Source organism: Lactococcus taiwanensis (assembly GCF_017068355.1).
In the GTDB taxonomy this organism is placed as follows: Bacteria; Bacillota; Bacilli; order Lactobacillales; family Streptococcaceae; genus Lactococcus; species Lactococcus taiwanensis.
In genome coordinates this window covers 767,649-783,859 of the sequence record NZ_CP070872.1, presented here as the reverse complement: position 1 = coordinate 783,859, position 16,211 = coordinate 767,649, and the positions used below count along the sequence as shown (strand labels likewise).

The window sequence follows — 16,211 nt, the reverse complement described above, 5'->3', positions numbered from 1 at the left end:
TTGTTTTCCATTCTCTTTGTTTTCGTTCTCCTTCTTTATGAAGTAGAAAAATAGGCAGTTCCACCCTTTTTATTTATTCAAGAACATCTTCTGAAACAACTGTTCCTTTAGGGATTACTACTGGCTTATCTGGTGTTCCAATAATTTTTACATTATTTTCTACGACAACATTTTTATCAATAATCGCATACTGAATTTTAGCTCCAGATTTTACAAGACTGTTAGTAAAAATTAAGGTGTGCTCAATCAAGGCATCCTTTTGTACTTTTGCCCCGCGTGAGATAAGCGAGCTTCTGATTTCTCCCTCAATAATTCCTCCTGAGCCGAGCTGACTTTTCACAACCTTGCTTTCTTTAGAAAAGTAAGTGGGGACTTCGTTTTTTATCTTAGTATAAATTGGCTGACTGCCATACAAAAGGGAAGTAAAATTAGCCGAATCTAACATCACCATATTTGCATCATAATAAGATTTGATATCTGTAATATTGCTCATATAGCCTGTATACTCATACGTATTCACATCGTACTCTTTCATGTGTACTCTCAAAAGGTGGGAAACTGAAGCGAGTTCTCCGGCTTTCTGCATTTTTTCCAAGAAATCAATCAGGCAAGCAGTATTCACGATAAAAATATTAAGACATAATGCTTCTTTTTCTTGAGGGTCTTCCAGTTGATTTTTATAACAGTTGGTCATTTTACCCGACTCATCAAAGCGAAGAATCGTATCATAAGCTCCTGCTAAATCAGGACTGACTTTTTTATAAACGGCGGTAATTTCTTTTCCAGCCAACTTATGAATCTTCAAGACCGCATTCAAATCAACATTGCAAATGAATTTACTTCCCAAGAGCACTGTATAAGGGGCTTTTGATTTTTTCAAAAAGCTCAATTGTTGAGCAAAATACTCTTTGCCTTGATCTTTCAACCGCTGGAAGTCTTCTTGGAGGTAGACAAAATAACGACTTTTAAACCCATCTAAGCCCCACTCCCCACCAGAGCCAAGGTGATCAAAAACGGATTGTGTCTCGCCTTGATTAAAAGTCATTAAAATATTATCCACATGCGCATTCGAAAGTGAAGACAGTGGAAAATCAATCATGCGATACTTACAATCAAAGGGAAGCGTCGCAATTGGTCGTTCACTCGTCAGTGGATAAAGTGCATTACTTGATGAAACATTGGATAAAATGGCTGCCATTTTGTTGCTATTGTTCATTTTTATCTTCCCCCTTTATTTCTCCGTGTCCGATGACGGCGATTTCTCCCTCACCAATCACTTGCACGTTATCCCCAATTTTCGCGTTCTCTCCCACGATAGCATTCTTTATAACCACATTGGACCCAATAAAAGTACCTGACATGATAAAGCTATTTTCAATTAATGTCCCCTCTTGAACATGAACATTTTGTGACAAGATAGAATGTTTAACTGAGCCATCAATATAGCAACCATCCCCGATTAAAGCATCTTGGATTTCGGCCTTTTCTGTAATAAATTGTGGAGCGGAAATATCATTGCGTGAATAAATTCGCCAGGATTTATCCGTAATGTTTAATTCATTGTCCAAACTTAAAAATTCCATGCTGGATTGGTGTAGCGAATCAATTGTTCCGACATCTTTCCAATAGCCTTTAAAACGGTAGGCAAAGACATTTTCACCCGCTTCAATATAAGCAGGAATCACATCTCCTCCGAAATCCTCCATTGGATTTCCTTTAGAATAACCATTTACTAAGACTTCACGCAGTCTCTTCCAGTTAAAAATGTAAATTCCCATTGAGGCAAGGTTCGATTTTGGATTTTTAGGTTTTTCTTCAAATTCAATAATCCGATCATTATCATCGGTATTCATAATTCCAAAACGGCTTGCTTCTTCAAGTGGCACTTCCATGACGGATACAGTAAGACTTGCGCCACGTTCTTTATGACTCTCGAGCATTGCCTCGTAATCCATTTTATAGATATGGTCTCCAGATAAAATCAAGACATATTCTGGATTTTGTTGGTCAATATAAGCAATGTTCTGATAAACCGCATGCGAAGTCCCCTCAAACCACTTTGAACCTTCTTGAGATGAGTAAGGTTGAAGGATGGTCACACCACTATTAATTCCATTTAATCCCCAAGGTGAGCCATTTCCAATATGGGCATTTAATGTGAGCGGCTGATACTGAGTGATAACCCCCACATTTTTCACATTAGAATTTGCACAATTAGAAAGCGCAAAATCTATGATGCGGTAACGTCCGCCGAAAGGTACAGCTGGTTTAGCTACATCTTTTGTAAGCTTCCCAAGGCGTGTTCCTTGCCCACCAGCAAGGATAAGTCCGAGCATTTCTGTTGCCATATGAATTAAACCTCCATTTTTATAAACTTTATCATATTTCTTAATATTTTATAATTTTTTTCTTATAAAACAAAATAATACGCTTATCCTTTATTTTCGATGTGCTGAAACAAATCGAGCTAAGAAATCTGTCCACTCCTCATTTTCAAGGAGTGACTCAATGGTGCAGTGAAGACGATAGCGCCAATAATGAAAGGGTTCAGAAGGAATATTAATTTGTTCACTCTGTGGATTTTCTTTTCGAAGCTGTTCATCCAGCGCTAACCAATCCTGAAGCGGCAAGATCACCATCATTGCATTAGAGCTTAAATGTCGGCCAATAATTTCTTTAACAATTTCTACGGTCGCCTGTTTTGGTGCGGCTCCCTGCCAACCCATAATCTCATTATAATAACGTTGTGTCCGAAAATAATCTTCTTCCCACCAGGCCCTTAAAGGGCTTGTATCATGACTTGAAGTCGTAACAACTGACAGGTAGGGGGCATACTGTAGAGGATTGACGAAACTATTATCTGATGGCATGCGTTCGATAATTAATCGTAGTATGCCTAGCCGATACATCACATCCGGAACATTTTCTGGGACCATGCCAAGATCTTCACCACAAGCTACCATAGCCGTAGCTTCTTTTAGAATTGGTAATTTTTTGTAGGCCTCTTCTTGCCAAATTAAATCATTTCTTCCATAGAAATAATCATTATAAAGTTTTTCTAACCGTTTTTTATAATCTTCACCAAATTCTCGAAAACTAATTGTTGAGGTAAACGTAATTCGAGGATGATAGAGGTGATCGTTGGTATGATCCTTTAAGAAAATGACATTCTCATGAAGGATATAAAGTCCTTCTTTCAACCAATCAGCGAGGGGAGCACGCTCTATTTTTTTCTGAGAATCATAGGAGGTGTTAAACTCATAATTACCGTGCCCTTTGTAGTTTAAAAAGTTTTGTATGACCGTGTCACGGTTATCTCTACCGAAGATTTCGTCAATGACCCAATCTTTTATAAATGGCTCTGTGAAACGTTCTATTCCCCATTCTCTGAACGGAATCCCATAATTTTGCTCAATTTCTTCAGGGCTCAGAGCAAGAGCAGGAGAAAATTGCCCCAAAAGTCCGCGTATGGCCTCCGCTGGAATCTCCCAAATCCGAAAAAAACCAAGAATATGGTCTAGACGGTAAGCATCAAAATATTCAGCCATGGCTAATAACCGCTTTTTCCACCAGTCATAATTTTCTTTTGCCATTTCCGCCCAATTGTAGGTTGGAAAACCCCAATTTTGACCCGTCATTGAAAAGGCGTCAGGTGGTGCTCCGGTTTGCATTTCAAGATGAAAGAGGTTAGGATTCGTCCAAGCATCAACGGAATCATGAGCAATGCCAATCGCAATGTCCCCCTTCAGAGCAATCCCTAAGCTGTGACAATAGTGCACCGCATCTGTTAACTGTTGATGAAGTAAGTATTGTACAAAAATAAGAAGATCTAATTTTTTGGCTGCATCTTTATTTTCTTGTAATTGCTTATAGTAGTCACTTGAATAGCTAGCATAAGTTTTCCATTTAGTAAAATCAGCCGTTTTATATTTATCGCGCAGATAAGAAAAGACCGCATAGGGTTCTAACCAATTTTTATTTTTTTCATAAAATTCTAAATAGGCGGCTGTATCTTTCACTTTTACAGCACATTTGCGATAAATAAACTTTGCATATTGCCATTTTAGTGCCAAGACCCGCTCGTAATCAAGTTGCTCCAGCTCGTTTAATTCTGCTTCCGCTTCTGCCAATCTTTGTTTTTGTAATTTTGTATAGTAAGGTTGGAAGTTATGGATATCAAGATAAATTGGATGAAGAGCAAAAACAGAGATGGCGCGATAAGGATAAGAATCTCGCCAATCCATAAAGGTCGTCGTGTCGTTGATAGGTAACAACTGGATGACATCCATTTGGGTCTTTTTAGCAAAATCGGCTAATTTTTTTAAATCTGAGAACTGTCCGACTCCGCTAGATTGCTCTGTTCTTAGCGAAAAAACGGGTATGGCTAATCCCGTATGAAAGGCATTGTGTTCACCTCCGGTTAGAGTAAAATCAGCTGACATTTTATACCTCCAATTATTATTTTTACTACAAGAAAACGGTTTCTAGTATTTCTTTTCTCATTATAACCTATTTCTCATTGATATACCACTATCAATTGCGACTTTTCAGAAAAAATAAATTATTTTACAGTAAAATCCAAACATTATGATTGGATTACAAAACATATTTTAGAGAATAAAAAAACCTCATTAGTAGAACTAATAAGGTTCGAGTTATTAATCTTTTTTAATAAAATTAGTCAAGACTCCGTTAATGAAGCGGCTTGATTTGTCGTCACTAAAGTCTTTAGAAAGCTCTACGGCTTCATTGACCGCTACGACATCTGGGGTATCTGTAAATAAAATTTCGTAAGCTGATACTTCTAAGATAACTTGTTCAATCAACGTAAGTCGAGCAAAACTCCAATTTTTAGCGAGATAAGCAGAAAGCTTTTCATCGAGGGTTTCTTTTTGCTGAAGAACCCCATCTACTAGTGTAGTGAAATAGCTTGGTTCGTCCAAATTTCCAGCTTGTTCATTATCATAATTGAGCACGAAAGTTTTAGTACGTCCGAGCAAAGCCTGAGTCTGAGCATGGGCTTCTTGTTCTGCTTTCGCTAGTTTTTCGTCAAGCTCTGTTGCTAATTTGGCTGGTACAAAAAGTTCCTCTGAATAGCGCTCAAGAATATTTTCATGAAGAAAAGCAAAGGTTTTTTTGAAAGTGGCATAAGCTTCATCGCTTGTAGCCTTTTCAGGCAAATTTTTCAAAAACTCTAGTACTTTTGGAGCGACTGGCTCTTCATCGAGTTCAATCTGAAAAAGACGAATCAGATTAAGATTGGCCATAATGCCACTAAACAAGTTAGTGGCTTCGTATTCATTCATTTTCTTAGCGTAACCACCAAAGTCGCGCATAAAAGCAAGCGCTTTAGCTACCGTTGTTTTTTCGATATTTTCCACACCGAGAATCTCATAGATTTCGTAAATCTTCTCAAGTGGTTCTGAGAGGGATTTGGGAAATTTACGGACCGTGATTCGCTCATCACGAAAATCAACGTCAAAGCGGATGGTTTGGGCAAGCACTGCTTCAAGTTTTTCAACATTTTCTCGGAAAGCTTTGACAACAGTTGTTGCCATTTCATTTTGAACAGCATAGCTAAAAAGCGTTTGAACAGCACGTTGGCGAATTTGGTGTTGTGTGAGCGTTCTAGGCATCAAAGAACCCCTCGTCAAACAAATCTTCAAGTGCTGGTTTGGTTTGTTTTTCAGTCATGACACCCACGATATGGATATTGACTTCATCAATTACAATCTCAGTAGCTTGAGCAACTGCTTCTTTCACTTCTTTTTGGATTTTAGCGGCAACTGCCGGAACGCTTACGCCGTAAGTCAGGTAAACATAGATATCTACAGCGACTTTATCATCTGTTGATTCAATGTAAACACCGCGTCCTTCATTTTGTTTTCCAAGGCGATCAGAAAAACGTTTGTTGCGCAGTGCATAAACGCCATCGATTTTGGCGGTTGTAATGCCGATAATGACTTCTAGAACTTCTGGTGCGATAACAATATCACCAAGTTCTTCAGAATGTACAGTTTTTTCTGCCATATTGATTTCCTCTTTAAGCGATAAATGTGGGTAAAATCAGAAAAAGTCTTCTTTTATGCCCACATTTTTTTACTGTTTTAAATTCTTCCTTCTTAAAAAAGGTAAAGAATCCAACGTTCAAAGACGACAGATTTACTGACAGAGCCGTCAGTAAATCTGTCAAAGTACTTAGGACTTAAGCACGTTTCAAGTATTCACCTGTTTGGGTATTGATTTCAAGTTTTGTCCCAACTTCAACAAAGTCAGGGACGTTAACTACCAAACCAGTTTCCATAGTTGCTGGTTTACCTGAACCAGTTACAGTAGCCCCTTTGATTGAAGGTTGTGTTTCAGTTACTTCAAGCACAACTGTTGTTGGCAATTGGATCCCAATCACTTCTGTACCGTAAAATTGGATTTTTACGTCAGTGTTTTCAAGGACATAAAGGAGTTCGTCTTTGACTTGTTCCACTGGAATTTCGTATTGTTCATACGTTTCATTATTCATGAAGTTAGCTGTATCATCCATTGAGTAAAGGTATTGAGCAGTTACTGTTTCGATAACAGCTTGTTCAAATTTATCTTCAGGACGGTATGTATCGTCGAAAGTTGATCCAGAGCGCACGTCTTTAAGTTTCATACGCATGATGGTATTCCCTTTACCTGGTTTGTGGTGGCTTGCTTCCATCACGCGCAGGAGTTTGTCTCCGTTCAAAAATGTCATGCCTGATTTAAGATCTTTTGCTAAAACCATTGTTTATGTTTCTCCTAGTATGTATAAATTTAGATATTCTGTCACTTTCGTGGCTACTGACAGCTCTGTCAGTAAGTTTCTTTCAGTACAAGTTCGGTTGCTGTCTGTAAAACAGCTTATCAGCTTACTGACCGCTTGGTCAGCATTTTTTGTGCACGAAAAATGTGAAATGACAGGATTTAACAACTTATTTTATCATAATCTTGGGGCTTTTTCAAATAACGATAAGCTCTTTTGGGGCATTTGTCAGGACTTCACATCCCTTTTCAGTAATCAAAAGGTCATCTTCAATCCTAACCCCTCCTTGATTGGGTAAATAAATCCCTGGCTCATCGGTCACGACCATTCCTGCCTTTAAGAGAGGCTGGGTCATGGCAGCACTAAAATAAGGGATTTCATGCACCTCCAGCCCCAAGCCATGCCCAATTCCATGTGTAAACTGTGCTGCATAACCCGCTTCACGAATCACCGCTCGAGGTAACTCATCGAAAGTGGCATAAGTCATGCCTGCTTTTGCTTGCTTGATCAGCGTCGTATTTGCTTGATGCACAATGTTATAAATTTCAGCTAAAGGATCACTCACTTCACCAACAAAAATTGTTCGGGTCATATCACTGGCATAATGATGATAATAACAGCCAAAATCAATCGTAACGGGATCTCCAAACTCAATCAACTTGTGAGTGGCGACGCCATGTGGCAGGGCACTACGTTTGCCACTTGCCACAATCGTTTCAAAAGAAATCCCGCTCGCACCCAATGCTCTCATTTTGAAATCTAGAAAATTAGCCACATCAATTTCGCTGCGACCCGGCTCAATGAACTTGAGAACTTCTCGAAAAGCCTGATCAGCAATCGCACAAGCCTGACGAATCTTTTGGATTTCATCTGAATCTTTTACTTGACGTAATTCCAATAAAAAATTGCTGGTTGAAAAAAGGTCAATTTTCGTCATACTTCTTGATAATCTTTTGAAAAAGGCATAATCTACAGTCTCTTCAAATGCCATATTTTTAAATTGTTCACTTACTGACAGCTCTGTCAGTAGACTTATAGGATCCCGCGTTTCAATAATTTCAAAGTCCTTGATGAGACTGCGCGCCATTTCTGTATAACGACTATCAGTCATAAAAATATTCCGCGTTTTGGTCAAAAGTACGGTTGCTGCTGTCCCTGAAAATCCAGTTAGATAATAAATATTTTGCTTATCCGTAACCAAGAAACTATCTATCTGTTCCGCCGTCAGCTTTGCTCTTAATTTTTCCAGTCTCATCATTTCCTCACAACTCTAGTGACCTTTTACGTTAGACCACGAACCTTTTTCTCCATCATAACACAAAAACGCTAGGTCCTCCTAACGTTTTTCCAAATTTATTTTTTCAAGGGTAAAAGGGCATCAGCCAACTTGCCAAACTCTGCGATAGATAAAGCTTCAGCTCGTATCGTCGGTGCTATTTCAGCTTGGGCAAGTAGTCTTTCAATTTCAGGTTTGTTTTCCTTACCAAAAGCAGCCTGCATATTATTCATCAGTGTTTTACGGCGATGGACAAAAGCACTGTGCATTGTTTTAAAGAACCATGCTTCATCTTGCACCTCAACCAATGGCTGTTCACGTCGCACCATTTTTAAAATGGCTGAGTCCACATTTGGTGCGGGAATAAAGACGGTTCGAGGCACAACAAAAGCAACACTCGCTTCCATATAATATTGCACCGCAATGGATAACGAGCCATATGCTTTACTATTTGGCTTTGCAGCGATTCGATCCGCTACCTCTTTTTGCATCATCACTACAAACTCCGCAAAAGGAATCTTACTTTCAATCAGATGCATCAAAATCGGAGTGGTGATATAGTAAGGCAGATTTGCAACGACCTTAATTGGCAAACTTGGATCTTTAAATTGCTGAATTTGAGTCGCTAAGTCCACTTTCAAGATATCCGCATTAACCAAAGTAAAATTATCATAGTTTTCCAAAGTTTCATCTAAGATTGGGATTAATGTTTTATCAATTTCAAAAGCCATCACTTCAGCAGCTTCTTCTAAGAGATACTGAGTTAGTGATCCGATCCCTGGACCAATTTCTATAACATTTACCTGTTTAGATAGCCCCGCTGTTTGTGTTATTTTAGTTAAAATATTATGGTCAGTTAAAAAATTCTGGCCAAATTTTTTCTTGAAGTTAAAATCATGTCGACGCAAGATGTCCTGAGTCCGAATGATATTTGAAATCCGATCAATATCTGTTTTTGTCATAGTGTTATTATAACGGAAATTTGAACTAAAAGCTACTCTACTTCGACTCGATAACCATCTGAGTGCTCACCCAAATTTTCAAACTCCTTTATAAGACGCCATGATTGTTTCCAACTGTGTCTTGGAAATGCCAAACATATTGAGCCTTTTTTCAATTTGTTTTCCGTTCGCATAACCAATTCGGAGCTGCTCACATACATATTCACGTCGTTTTCGACTATCTGCTCTCATAATTAAGCCAAGAGCCATCAAATCCGCTTGCTCCAACTTTACTGACTGCTCTGTCAGTACCGCATCTCCGCCCAAAACAGAATTAAGGGCACGCTTTAGGTCTTCATACTTCGCATGCTCAACTCCTAAAGAACCTTTTCCTTTAGGTCTTGCCTCATCACGATTTAAAAACGCATGTTTAGCATTTGGAACGGCTTGCATTATGATTTTACGAATGCGTTCTCCTTGGAAATCTGGATCAGTAAAAACAATAATTCCTCGCTTATCTTCTAACCTCTTTAGTCGTTCTAAATCTCTGTCATCAATAGATGAACCTCCTGTTTCATAGGTCTCACAGTCAAAATAACGCTTAAGATTCGCTGTGTCATCTCGTCCCTCTACCACAATTACTTCATTAATTTTTTGCTTTTCTACCATAATTTGCTAAATATTTCTCTTTATCTTTTCGATTTTTAAGGATAATCACTTTATTTTCAACATTAAATTCTTTTATTTTTTGCTCAATCTGTGGAAACTCTTTTTCAGGAAAGGTCCAAACAAATTTTAAAAATTCCAGATATTCTTTGTCCCATTTTTCTTTAAACTCTTCAGCAATATCTGGACGATTTTTACCAAAAACACGACTCTTAATCGAGCGCTTAATCACCCGAAACGTTGTTTTTAAACGGGGCGTCTTCAACCAGATTACTTCATCAGCAAAAGGTAATCGCTCATCTAAAGTTGAACCGTAATTTCCATCAATAATCACATTTTCATTTTGGAAAATAAAAATTCTTGTGGCCTCACGTAACTTTTCTCTGGCAATTTCACTTGGATATTTATGAAAAACCTTATCTAAATGCAAAATAGGATAACTTGTAATTTTTCCTAGTTCTCTTGCAAAAGTTGATTTACCACTTCCTGAACTACCAATAATCATAATTTTCATAAAAATAGCTCCTATCCAAATCAAAATAAATACAAATTTATTTTTTCAAACCAAAAATTCTCAAAGCATTTTCTGTTGTCGCTTTAGCCATTTCATCAGCAGAAATTTCACGTAATTCAGCAATTTTCTCAACAATAAATTTTGTGTAAGCTGGTCTATTTTCTTTTCCACGATATGGCGTTGGTGTTAAATAAGGCGCATCAGTTTCCACTAAAATTTTATCCAAAGGAACTGTAGCCGCAGCCTCCTGAACATCAAGAGCCTTCTTAAAAGTGACTACACCTGAAAAAGAAATCATCATTCCAAGCTCTACAAATTTGAGTGCCTCATCGGCTGTCCCAGAAAACGAATGCATAATCGCACCAGCAGAACCAACGCCTTCTGATTTAATAATTTCATAAGTATCATCAAGAGCATCACGTGTATGTACTTGAAAAGGCAGACCCATTTCCTTAGAAATCTGAATTTGTCTTCTAAAAACTCGTTCTTGTTCTTCTTTCGGACGGACCATCCAGTGATAATCCAAACCAATTTCTCCAAGAGCAATAACTTTTTTTGCTGACAGCTTGGTCAGTAAATAATTTTCAGCTTGGTCATCAAATTCAGCAGCATCATCAGGATGCCAGCCAATTGTTGCGTAGCATTCTTCAAATTTCTCAGCCAACAAAAGTGCTGCATCATTTAATTCATAATTACTTCCAACATTATTAATTCTTGTCACTCCAAATGTTTGAGCTTGGACTAATTCATCTTGAATTCGACCTTCAAATTCACGAGTATTGAGATGTGTATGTGTATCAAAAATTTCTATCATGTTATTCATCATAATTCCTCATCATTCCTCATGCCTCTTTTGTGCTTTTAGTCTTATTGAAAAATTATGTTTTCTCACCTTTCTTATCCTCTTAGACCGCTTTTACGAGTACTATTATTCAAATTTTCACCTTTTTTACTCTTCATAAAGAACCTACAAGACTAACTGAGAGAACAAACATAATCCGCCATTCTCTCGCCTTAAAACATCTTCCCTATAATAAAAAAGCCTTGCTTTTTACACTGTTTATTATAGCAAAAATAATGGAATCAGGCTCTATAACAAGAGTCACTAATCCACTTGAAACTTTAATTTATGCAGCATACTATGATAGAATAATGAAAATAACAAGGAGATAAAGATGAAAAAGATAGAAATTAAGACACTAACAACAGATCTAATTGAACGCTTATTGATTATTTGGGAAAGTTCTGTCAGAGCAACACATAACTTCTTATCAAATGAAGAAATCAATAACATCAAAAAATATGTCCCAGAAGCCCTGAAAAACATCGAACATTTGATTATCCTAGAAGACACCTCTAAACAGCCTCTAGGATTTATGGGAATTAGCAATCAAACACTCGAAATGCTCTTTATAGCAGACAAAAATCGAGGTAAAGGATTAGGAAAACAGCTTTTAACCTATGGCATTGAGCATTACGCTGTGCAAAAATTGACTGTCAATGAACAAAATCCACTCGCTAGAGGATTTTATGAACATATGGGCTTTCAAACCTATAAACGAAGCGAATTCGATGAACAAGGAAACAATTATCCCATTTTATATATGCATAAAATTGACTGATTATGAGTACTAAAATTTCCCATTGCAGTACCAAAATATCATACACTTCTCATTTATTTCATCAAAAGCAACACATTAAAGTCAAACAATTTAACTTTAGGAATAGCTAGTTATATTAGTCTTTCTAACCTTATATCAAATAAAAAAAGCAAGGTCAACGCCTTGCTTTTATTTCACTTAGATTCAAATTTTATGCACATTCGAAGCAAAACGTCCTCGTGAAGTCATTGCAACCTCAAATGTAACTTTTTGTCCGTCAATGTACTTCTTAAAACCACTCCCTTGGATATCTGAAAGATAGGCAAATACATCTTGACTATCTTCAGTCAAGATAAATCCATAACCTTTATCAATATTAAACCAGTTTATTGTTCCTCTTATCATTAGAAACTCCTTTCGCTAAATTGTAAATCCTATTTTGCGAAAAAGTGCATTCCTAAAACATTTAAACTCGAGACAAAACCTACACCCTCATAGTATCATCTATAAGTCCGAAAGTCAATGTTTCCAAATCAGAGTTCGCGTATTCTTTTATGATTGCCTAGATTGTCATGAGGATTTGCTTTAGCAAGATTTAAGGTTTCTCTATCAACAACTCTAACATCTTTATTTTCAAGTTCTACTACCAAGGCATTTTTATAAATCGTAACATCCCCAGAGATTATTCGTGCCTTCTCACCATTTGCCAATGTAATACAGTCGCCAGTTTCCATTTAATTTCCAACCTCTCTAAATCTTCTTTAAAGTTTCATTCTCCGCACAGTTTTATATGAAAAATAAGGACCTATCGTCCTTACTCACTCATCCTATGTATTGCGGGAATAGGATTTGAACCTATGACCTTCGGGTTATGAGCCCGACGAGCTACCGAGCTGCTCCATCCCGCTTCGCAAGTATAACACTAATCCCTACCCTTGTCAAATCCACTAATGCCTCCAAGAGATAAGTTGTGCCCTCTCTTGTTATTTATTGGCATAAAGTTAGTAAAAAAGCCCTCTTCTTTTTCTTAAATATCTAATCAGAAGACCCAAATTTGCACAAGTTACTGCTCCAATGACTAAAACTAATCCCAGAAATCTTAATACTTCTGCTGCAACGCCATGGAAAACATAAATGCTTCCAACGCTTAGGAATATTCCTAAAATCGCTATGTAATACCAACTTTTATTCGCTCTTATCACGTTCGTCTTCCTCTCAAATTTATTTATAAAAGTATATCATAGAATACAAAAAAGTATATACCAATATGCTCAAGGAGTGACTTTTGTGGCCTAGAAAAAGGGCTAAGTGGGCAATAAATTGCTCCATAAAATAAATCAGATGTAAATAATATTACTAGATCGTCTATGTTACAAGAATCCTACTTTACCTTTTATCCACAATTGCAACTACTTTGAATGAAAAACTCAAAGAAATTATTTCCTTTCTCACAAGAAAGTAGCTTATTCATTTCATGTATTGTATAAATAATTTAAAATTTTCGAACCTATTCTTTTGATTACTTAATTTTTTTATTATATGATTACAGTAATACAAGATATGGAGGAAGATATATGACAGATACTGTGGAAGTGTTGCTCGTTGCAAAAGATAATCACCTTTATTTCTTTGATGCTCTAACAGAAATAGACGTAATGTCGGGGAATGAATTAAAAGAAATAACAAAGCTTGATTCTAAAGAAGCAGAAAAGTTAGCTCGTTACCAACTTATTATTTTTATGGATAGTGGCTTCCATCCAGAGTATGCAAAGCAAGTAAAAAAATATACTTCCGCACGTTTAGTCCTCTTTTTTTGGAATAAGATAGCGGACAAAAGACTTGAGTTATTATTGGATACGAAAAAGGACGGTAGCATCGATGATTACTATAGTTTCGATCCCATTGAAGCAAAAAAATTCGGCCTCTATCATAACTCCACCTTCTATAAATCATGTGTAGAGCTCTCAAAACAAACACCTCAATACGATTTGTTTTTTGGAGGCAATAACAAAGGAAGACGGAATATGGCCCATGTACTAGAAAACAAATTTGGAAATTTGGGAATTTCTTTGAATCTTTTCATCATTGAAGGCAATGAGGGTCATAAAAATAGAGGATACCTCCCTTATCAAGAGTTTTTAGAATTTCTATCCCCCTCCAATGGGATATTAGAAATAATGCAAGAAGAGCAACATGGACTAACACTTCGTACGATGGAGTCATTATTTTTCCAAAAAAAGCTCGTCACTACAAATCTGGAAATTAAACGTTACTATTTTTATCATCCAGATAATATTTTTATTTTAGGACATGATTCTTTAGAAGATTTGCCAGCATTCATGAATAAGCCACATAAACAGCTCAACGCTGATATGATTCGATTTTTCGAGCCTCAGTCATGGCTTCAGCGTTTTTTCTGTGAAGAAAGACTAGAAGAGAACGGCTTATATTTTGATTCAAATAATTAGATATAACTAAATAAGCATAAAAAACTACTAAATCCTAGTTTTAATACTATGCTATTTAAAAAGCTAAATGATCTTAGTATCTAAAAGAAAACTGTTATATACATTAAACGTAAATTAGAGAAAACGCTACTAAAATAAAATTGTTCTTAAAAACAAAACAATTTTCTTGAGTCTCCTTTCTCGTTATGGTAGAGTATAACCATAGATGTATGCAATAAATTACCTAAAAAGACAGTGCATACTAGAAAGAGGTATTTTATGATTTGGTCGTTAATAGTAGGAGCTATTATTGGTTTGATTGCCGGGGCAATCACAAATAAAGGGGGATCGATGGGCTGGATCGCTAATATCCTAGCCGGACTTGTCGGATCCTTTGTCGGACAATCCCTCCTTGGGACGTGGGGACCTTCCCTTGCGGGGATGGCCTTGATTCCTTCCATCATTGGAGCGGTAATCGTTGTGGCCGTGGTATCCTTTATCTTAGCTAGAATGAACCATTAAGAGTAACACTCCAGAAAGGAGGCCTTATGTCTACTGGAAAGAAAATTATACTCTTCATTCTTGATCTCCTTTTGCTGACTTTAGTGATTCCAGCAGCTTGGGATTATTACCAAACGATGGATTATCAGTGGATGGTCAATGATTCAAGCCAGCTCCCTTATGTGGGGCAATACCTGCCCACCTATCTCTTTTGGGGCTTTACGGCTTTAAGTCTTCTTCTTATCTTAGGCTTACTTATCATTTTGTTCTATCCAAGAACTTATCTCGAAATCAACCTCTCTGATGAAGGTGGAACATTAAATTTGAAACGTTCTGCGATTGAAGGGTTGGTAAGAGAAAAAGTTATTGAGAACGACTATCTCAAATCCCCCAACATCATTGTTACCCTACACAAGCATAAAGTAGAGGTAGAGGTGAAGGGTGAGATTATCCCACGGGTCGAAGTGGCCCAGAAAGCTCAACTTTTGGAACAGGAAATCGTTGAAGCACTTAAAAACTTCTTTGGCTTAGAGCAACAGGTTAAAATTGATGTGGCAGTCAATAATATTCATAAAAAAACGAGCTCAAAAAGTTTGCGAGTCGTATAAAAGGAGGAAACGATGGAAGAACTGGAAAAATATCGTTATCCAATCATCGGAGGGGTAATTGGTGGCGTAGTTGCTATTGCCTTCTTCACCCTTGGATTTTGGAAAACAATTCTGCTCCTTATTTTTATCGTGATAGGCATCTTTGTAGCTCTGTATTTACAAAGGACAGGATTAATCGAACAATTTAAAAACCGTAAATAAAGATAGACGAGGAGAAATAATATGGTACAAGAAAATATGAAACCTTTTGGCACAATGGCTGAAACACAAACTAACCCTTCTGATAAGACAACACCTGCTCATGAAATTAATGGCGAACTGACTTATGAAGATAAAGTGGTTCAAAAAATCGTAGGGTATGCTTTGGAAAACGTTGATGGCTTACTTGCGGTTGAAGGAGGGTTCTTCTCTAATTTGACGGGCAAGTTAGTCAATACGGATAATGTCACTTCTGGCGTTGATGTGGAAGTGGGTAAAACTCAAGTCGCAGTGGACTTGAAAGTCATCACCGAGTATGGCAAAAACGTACCGGATATTTATGAAAAAATCAAAGCCGTTATTCTTAAAGAAGTGGCAAATATGACAGATTTAGATGTTGTGGAAGTCAATGTGACTGTGACGGATATCAAAACTAAAGCTGAACAAGAAGAGGATGAAGTTACAGTGCAAGACCGTGTGGTAGGTGCTGCACAAAGCACTGGTAAATTCACTTCTAAACAAGTAGATAAAGTGAAAGACAAAGTTGATGATATGACCCCTGAAAAAGGACGGGTCAACTAGTTGTCTAGCTTATAGACACTAAAAGACCTCTTCTAGAGGTCTTCTTTTTTAACCATGCGCGCTTTATCACTGATAATCATTTAATCCTAAAATTAT

The 16,211-nt window shown here is 37.2% G+C and carries 19 protein-coding genes and 1 tRNA gene; 6 read left to right on the top strand and 14 right to left on the bottom strand.

All coding sequences use genetic code 11. The features are described from left to right. Window positions 1-73: 73 nt before the first annotated feature. The 11 genes from glgD to JW886_RS03915 all read right to left on the bottom strand — a co-directional run bounded on the left by glgD (window position 74) and on the right by JW886_RS03915 (window position 10,989). On the bottom strand, window positions 74-1,216 hold the full coding sequence (gene glgD, locus JW886_RS03965; protein WP_205872362.1) for a glucose-1-phosphate adenylyltransferase subunit GlgD: 1,143 nt from the start codon (window positions 1,214-1,216) through the stop codon (window positions 74-76). Continuing rightward, window positions 1,206-2,348, bottom strand: a complete 1,143-nt coding sequence (locus tag JW886_RS03960) for a glucose-1-phosphate adenylyltransferase (RefSeq protein ID WP_075525097.1) — start codon at window positions 2,346-2,348, stop codon at window positions 1,206-1,208. Before JW886_RS03960 ends, glgD begins: the two co-directional genes overlap by 11 nt. A 90-nt stretch (window positions 2,349-2,438) precedes the next feature. Then, on the bottom strand, window positions 2,439-4,442 hold the full coding sequence (locus JW886_RS03955; protein WP_205872361.1) for a 4-alpha-glucanotransferase: 2,004 nt from the start codon (window positions 4,440-4,442) through the stop codon (window positions 2,439-2,441). Window positions 4,443-4,658: 216 nt separating this feature from the next. Beyond that, a complete protein-coding gene (nusB, locus tag JW886_RS03950) occupies window positions 4,659-5,636 on the bottom strand; it encodes a transcription antitermination factor NusB (RefSeq protein ID WP_205872360.1) in 978 nt (325 codons plus the stop codon). Beyond that, window positions 5,629-6,030, bottom strand: a complete 402-nt coding sequence (locus tag JW886_RS03945) for an Asp23/Gls24 family envelope stress response protein (RefSeq protein ID WP_075525100.1) — start codon at window positions 6,028-6,030, stop codon at window positions 5,629-5,631. Before JW886_RS03945 ends, nusB begins: the two co-directional genes overlap by 8 nt. A 175-nt stretch (window positions 6,031-6,205) precedes the next feature. After that, complete coding sequence (gene efp, locus JW886_RS03940; RefSeq protein WP_075525101.1) at window positions 6,206-6,763, bottom strand: elongation factor P; 558 nt, start codon at window positions 6,761-6,763, stop codon at window positions 6,206-6,208. A gap of 214 nt (window positions 6,764-6,977) precedes the next feature. Further along, window positions 6,978-8,036 (bottom strand): M24 family metallopeptidase, encoded by a 1,059-nt coding sequence (locus JW886_RS03935; protein WP_205872481.1) that lies wholly within the window; start codon window positions 8,034-8,036, stop codon window positions 6,978-6,980. A gap of 98 nt (window positions 8,037-8,134) precedes the next feature. After that, window positions 8,135-9,019: a 16S rRNA (adenine(1518)-N(6)/adenine(1519)-N(6))-dimethyltransferase RsmA gene (gene rsmA, locus JW886_RS03930; RefSeq protein WP_075525103.1), complete on the bottom strand. Its 885-nt coding sequence runs from the start codon at window positions 9,017-9,019 to the stop codon at window positions 8,135-8,137. A gap of 78 nt (window positions 9,020-9,097) precedes the next feature. After that, window positions 9,098-9,667, bottom strand: coding sequence for a ribonuclease M5 (rnmV, locus tag JW886_RS03925; RefSeq protein WP_205872359.1), 570 nt, complete (start codon window positions 9,665-9,667; stop codon window positions 9,098-9,100). Beyond that, on the bottom strand, window positions 9,645-10,178 hold the full coding sequence (locus tag JW886_RS03920; protein ID WP_057720710.1) for a P-loop NTPase family protein: 534 nt from the start codon (window positions 10,176-10,178) through the stop codon (window positions 9,645-9,647). The genes rnmV and JW886_RS03920 overlap by 23 nt, the downstream gene beginning before the upstream one ends. Before the next feature lie 37 nt (window positions 10,179-10,215). Continuing rightward, window positions 10,216-10,989: a TatD family hydrolase gene (locus JW886_RS03915; protein WP_205872480.1), complete on the bottom strand. Its 774-nt coding sequence runs from the start codon at window positions 10,987-10,989 to the stop codon at window positions 10,216-10,218. A 364-nt stretch (window positions 10,990-11,353) separates the two neighbouring features. Between JW886_RS03915 and JW886_RS03910 the strand changes: the two genes are divergently transcribed. Further along, window positions 11,354-11,800, top strand: a complete 447-nt coding sequence (locus JW886_RS03910; protein WP_205872358.1) for a GNAT family N-acetyltransferase — start codon at window positions 11,354-11,356, stop codon at window positions 11,798-11,800. Window positions 11,801-11,983: 183 nt separating this feature from the next. Here the strand turns inward: JW886_RS03910 and JW886_RS03905 are convergent, their stop codons facing one another. From JW886_RS03905 to JW886_RS03895, 3 genes are all read right to left on the bottom strand, one after another. Continuing rightward, the gene (locus JW886_RS03905) at window positions 11,984-12,184 is read right to left on the bottom strand and encodes a cold-shock protein (RefSeq protein WP_075525106.1); all 201 of its coding nucleotides are present in this window, start codon (window positions 12,182-12,184) and stop codon (window positions 11,984-11,986) included. Between the two features lie 128 nt (window positions 12,185-12,312). Next, complete coding sequence (locus JW886_RS03900) at window positions 12,313-12,513, bottom strand: bacteriocin (protein WP_200406572.1); 201 nt, start codon at window positions 12,511-12,513, stop codon at window positions 12,313-12,315. A gap of 100 nt (window positions 12,514-12,613) precedes the next feature. Next, a tRNA-Met gene (locus JW886_RS03895) sits at window positions 12,614-12,687 on the bottom strand. A 666-nt stretch (window positions 12,688-13,353) separates the two neighbouring features. On the opposite strand from JW886_RS03895, the gene JW886_RS03890 reads away from it, so the two are divergent. The 5 genes from JW886_RS03890 (at window position 13,354) to JW886_RS03870 (ending at window position 16,115) form a co-directional block, all read left to right on the top strand. Then, window positions 13,354-14,247 carry a WaaS/CpsH family glycosyltransferase gene (locus tag JW886_RS03890; RefSeq protein ID WP_205872357.1) on the top strand — a complete coding sequence of 298 codons (894 nt, stop codon included), beginning with the start codon at window positions 13,354-13,356 and terminating at the stop codon, window positions 14,245-14,247. A 258-nt stretch (window positions 14,248-14,505) separates the two neighbouring features. Then, the gene (locus JW886_RS03885; RefSeq protein WP_200407808.1) at window positions 14,506-14,748 is read left to right on the top strand and encodes a GlsB/YeaQ/YmgE family stress response membrane protein; all 243 of its coding nucleotides are present in this window, start codon (window positions 14,506-14,508) and stop codon (window positions 14,746-14,748) included. A gap of 26 nt (window positions 14,749-14,774) precedes the next feature. Continuing rightward, a complete protein-coding gene (gene amaP, locus JW886_RS03880) occupies window positions 14,775-15,335 on the top strand; it encodes an alkaline shock response membrane anchor protein AmaP (RefSeq protein ID WP_205871795.1) in 561 nt (186 codons plus the stop codon). Between the two features lie 12 nt (window positions 15,336-15,347). Further along, window positions 15,348-15,536, top strand: a complete 189-nt coding sequence (locus tag JW886_RS03875; protein WP_200407810.1) for a DUF2273 domain-containing protein — start codon at window positions 15,348-15,350, stop codon at window positions 15,534-15,536. Window positions 15,537-15,557: 21 nt separating this feature from the next. Next, window positions 15,558-16,115, top strand: a complete 558-nt coding sequence (locus tag JW886_RS03870; protein ID WP_205871794.1) for an Asp23/Gls24 family envelope stress response protein — start codon at window positions 15,558-15,560, stop codon at window positions 16,113-16,115. Window positions 16,116-16,211 lie beyond the last annotated feature (96 nt).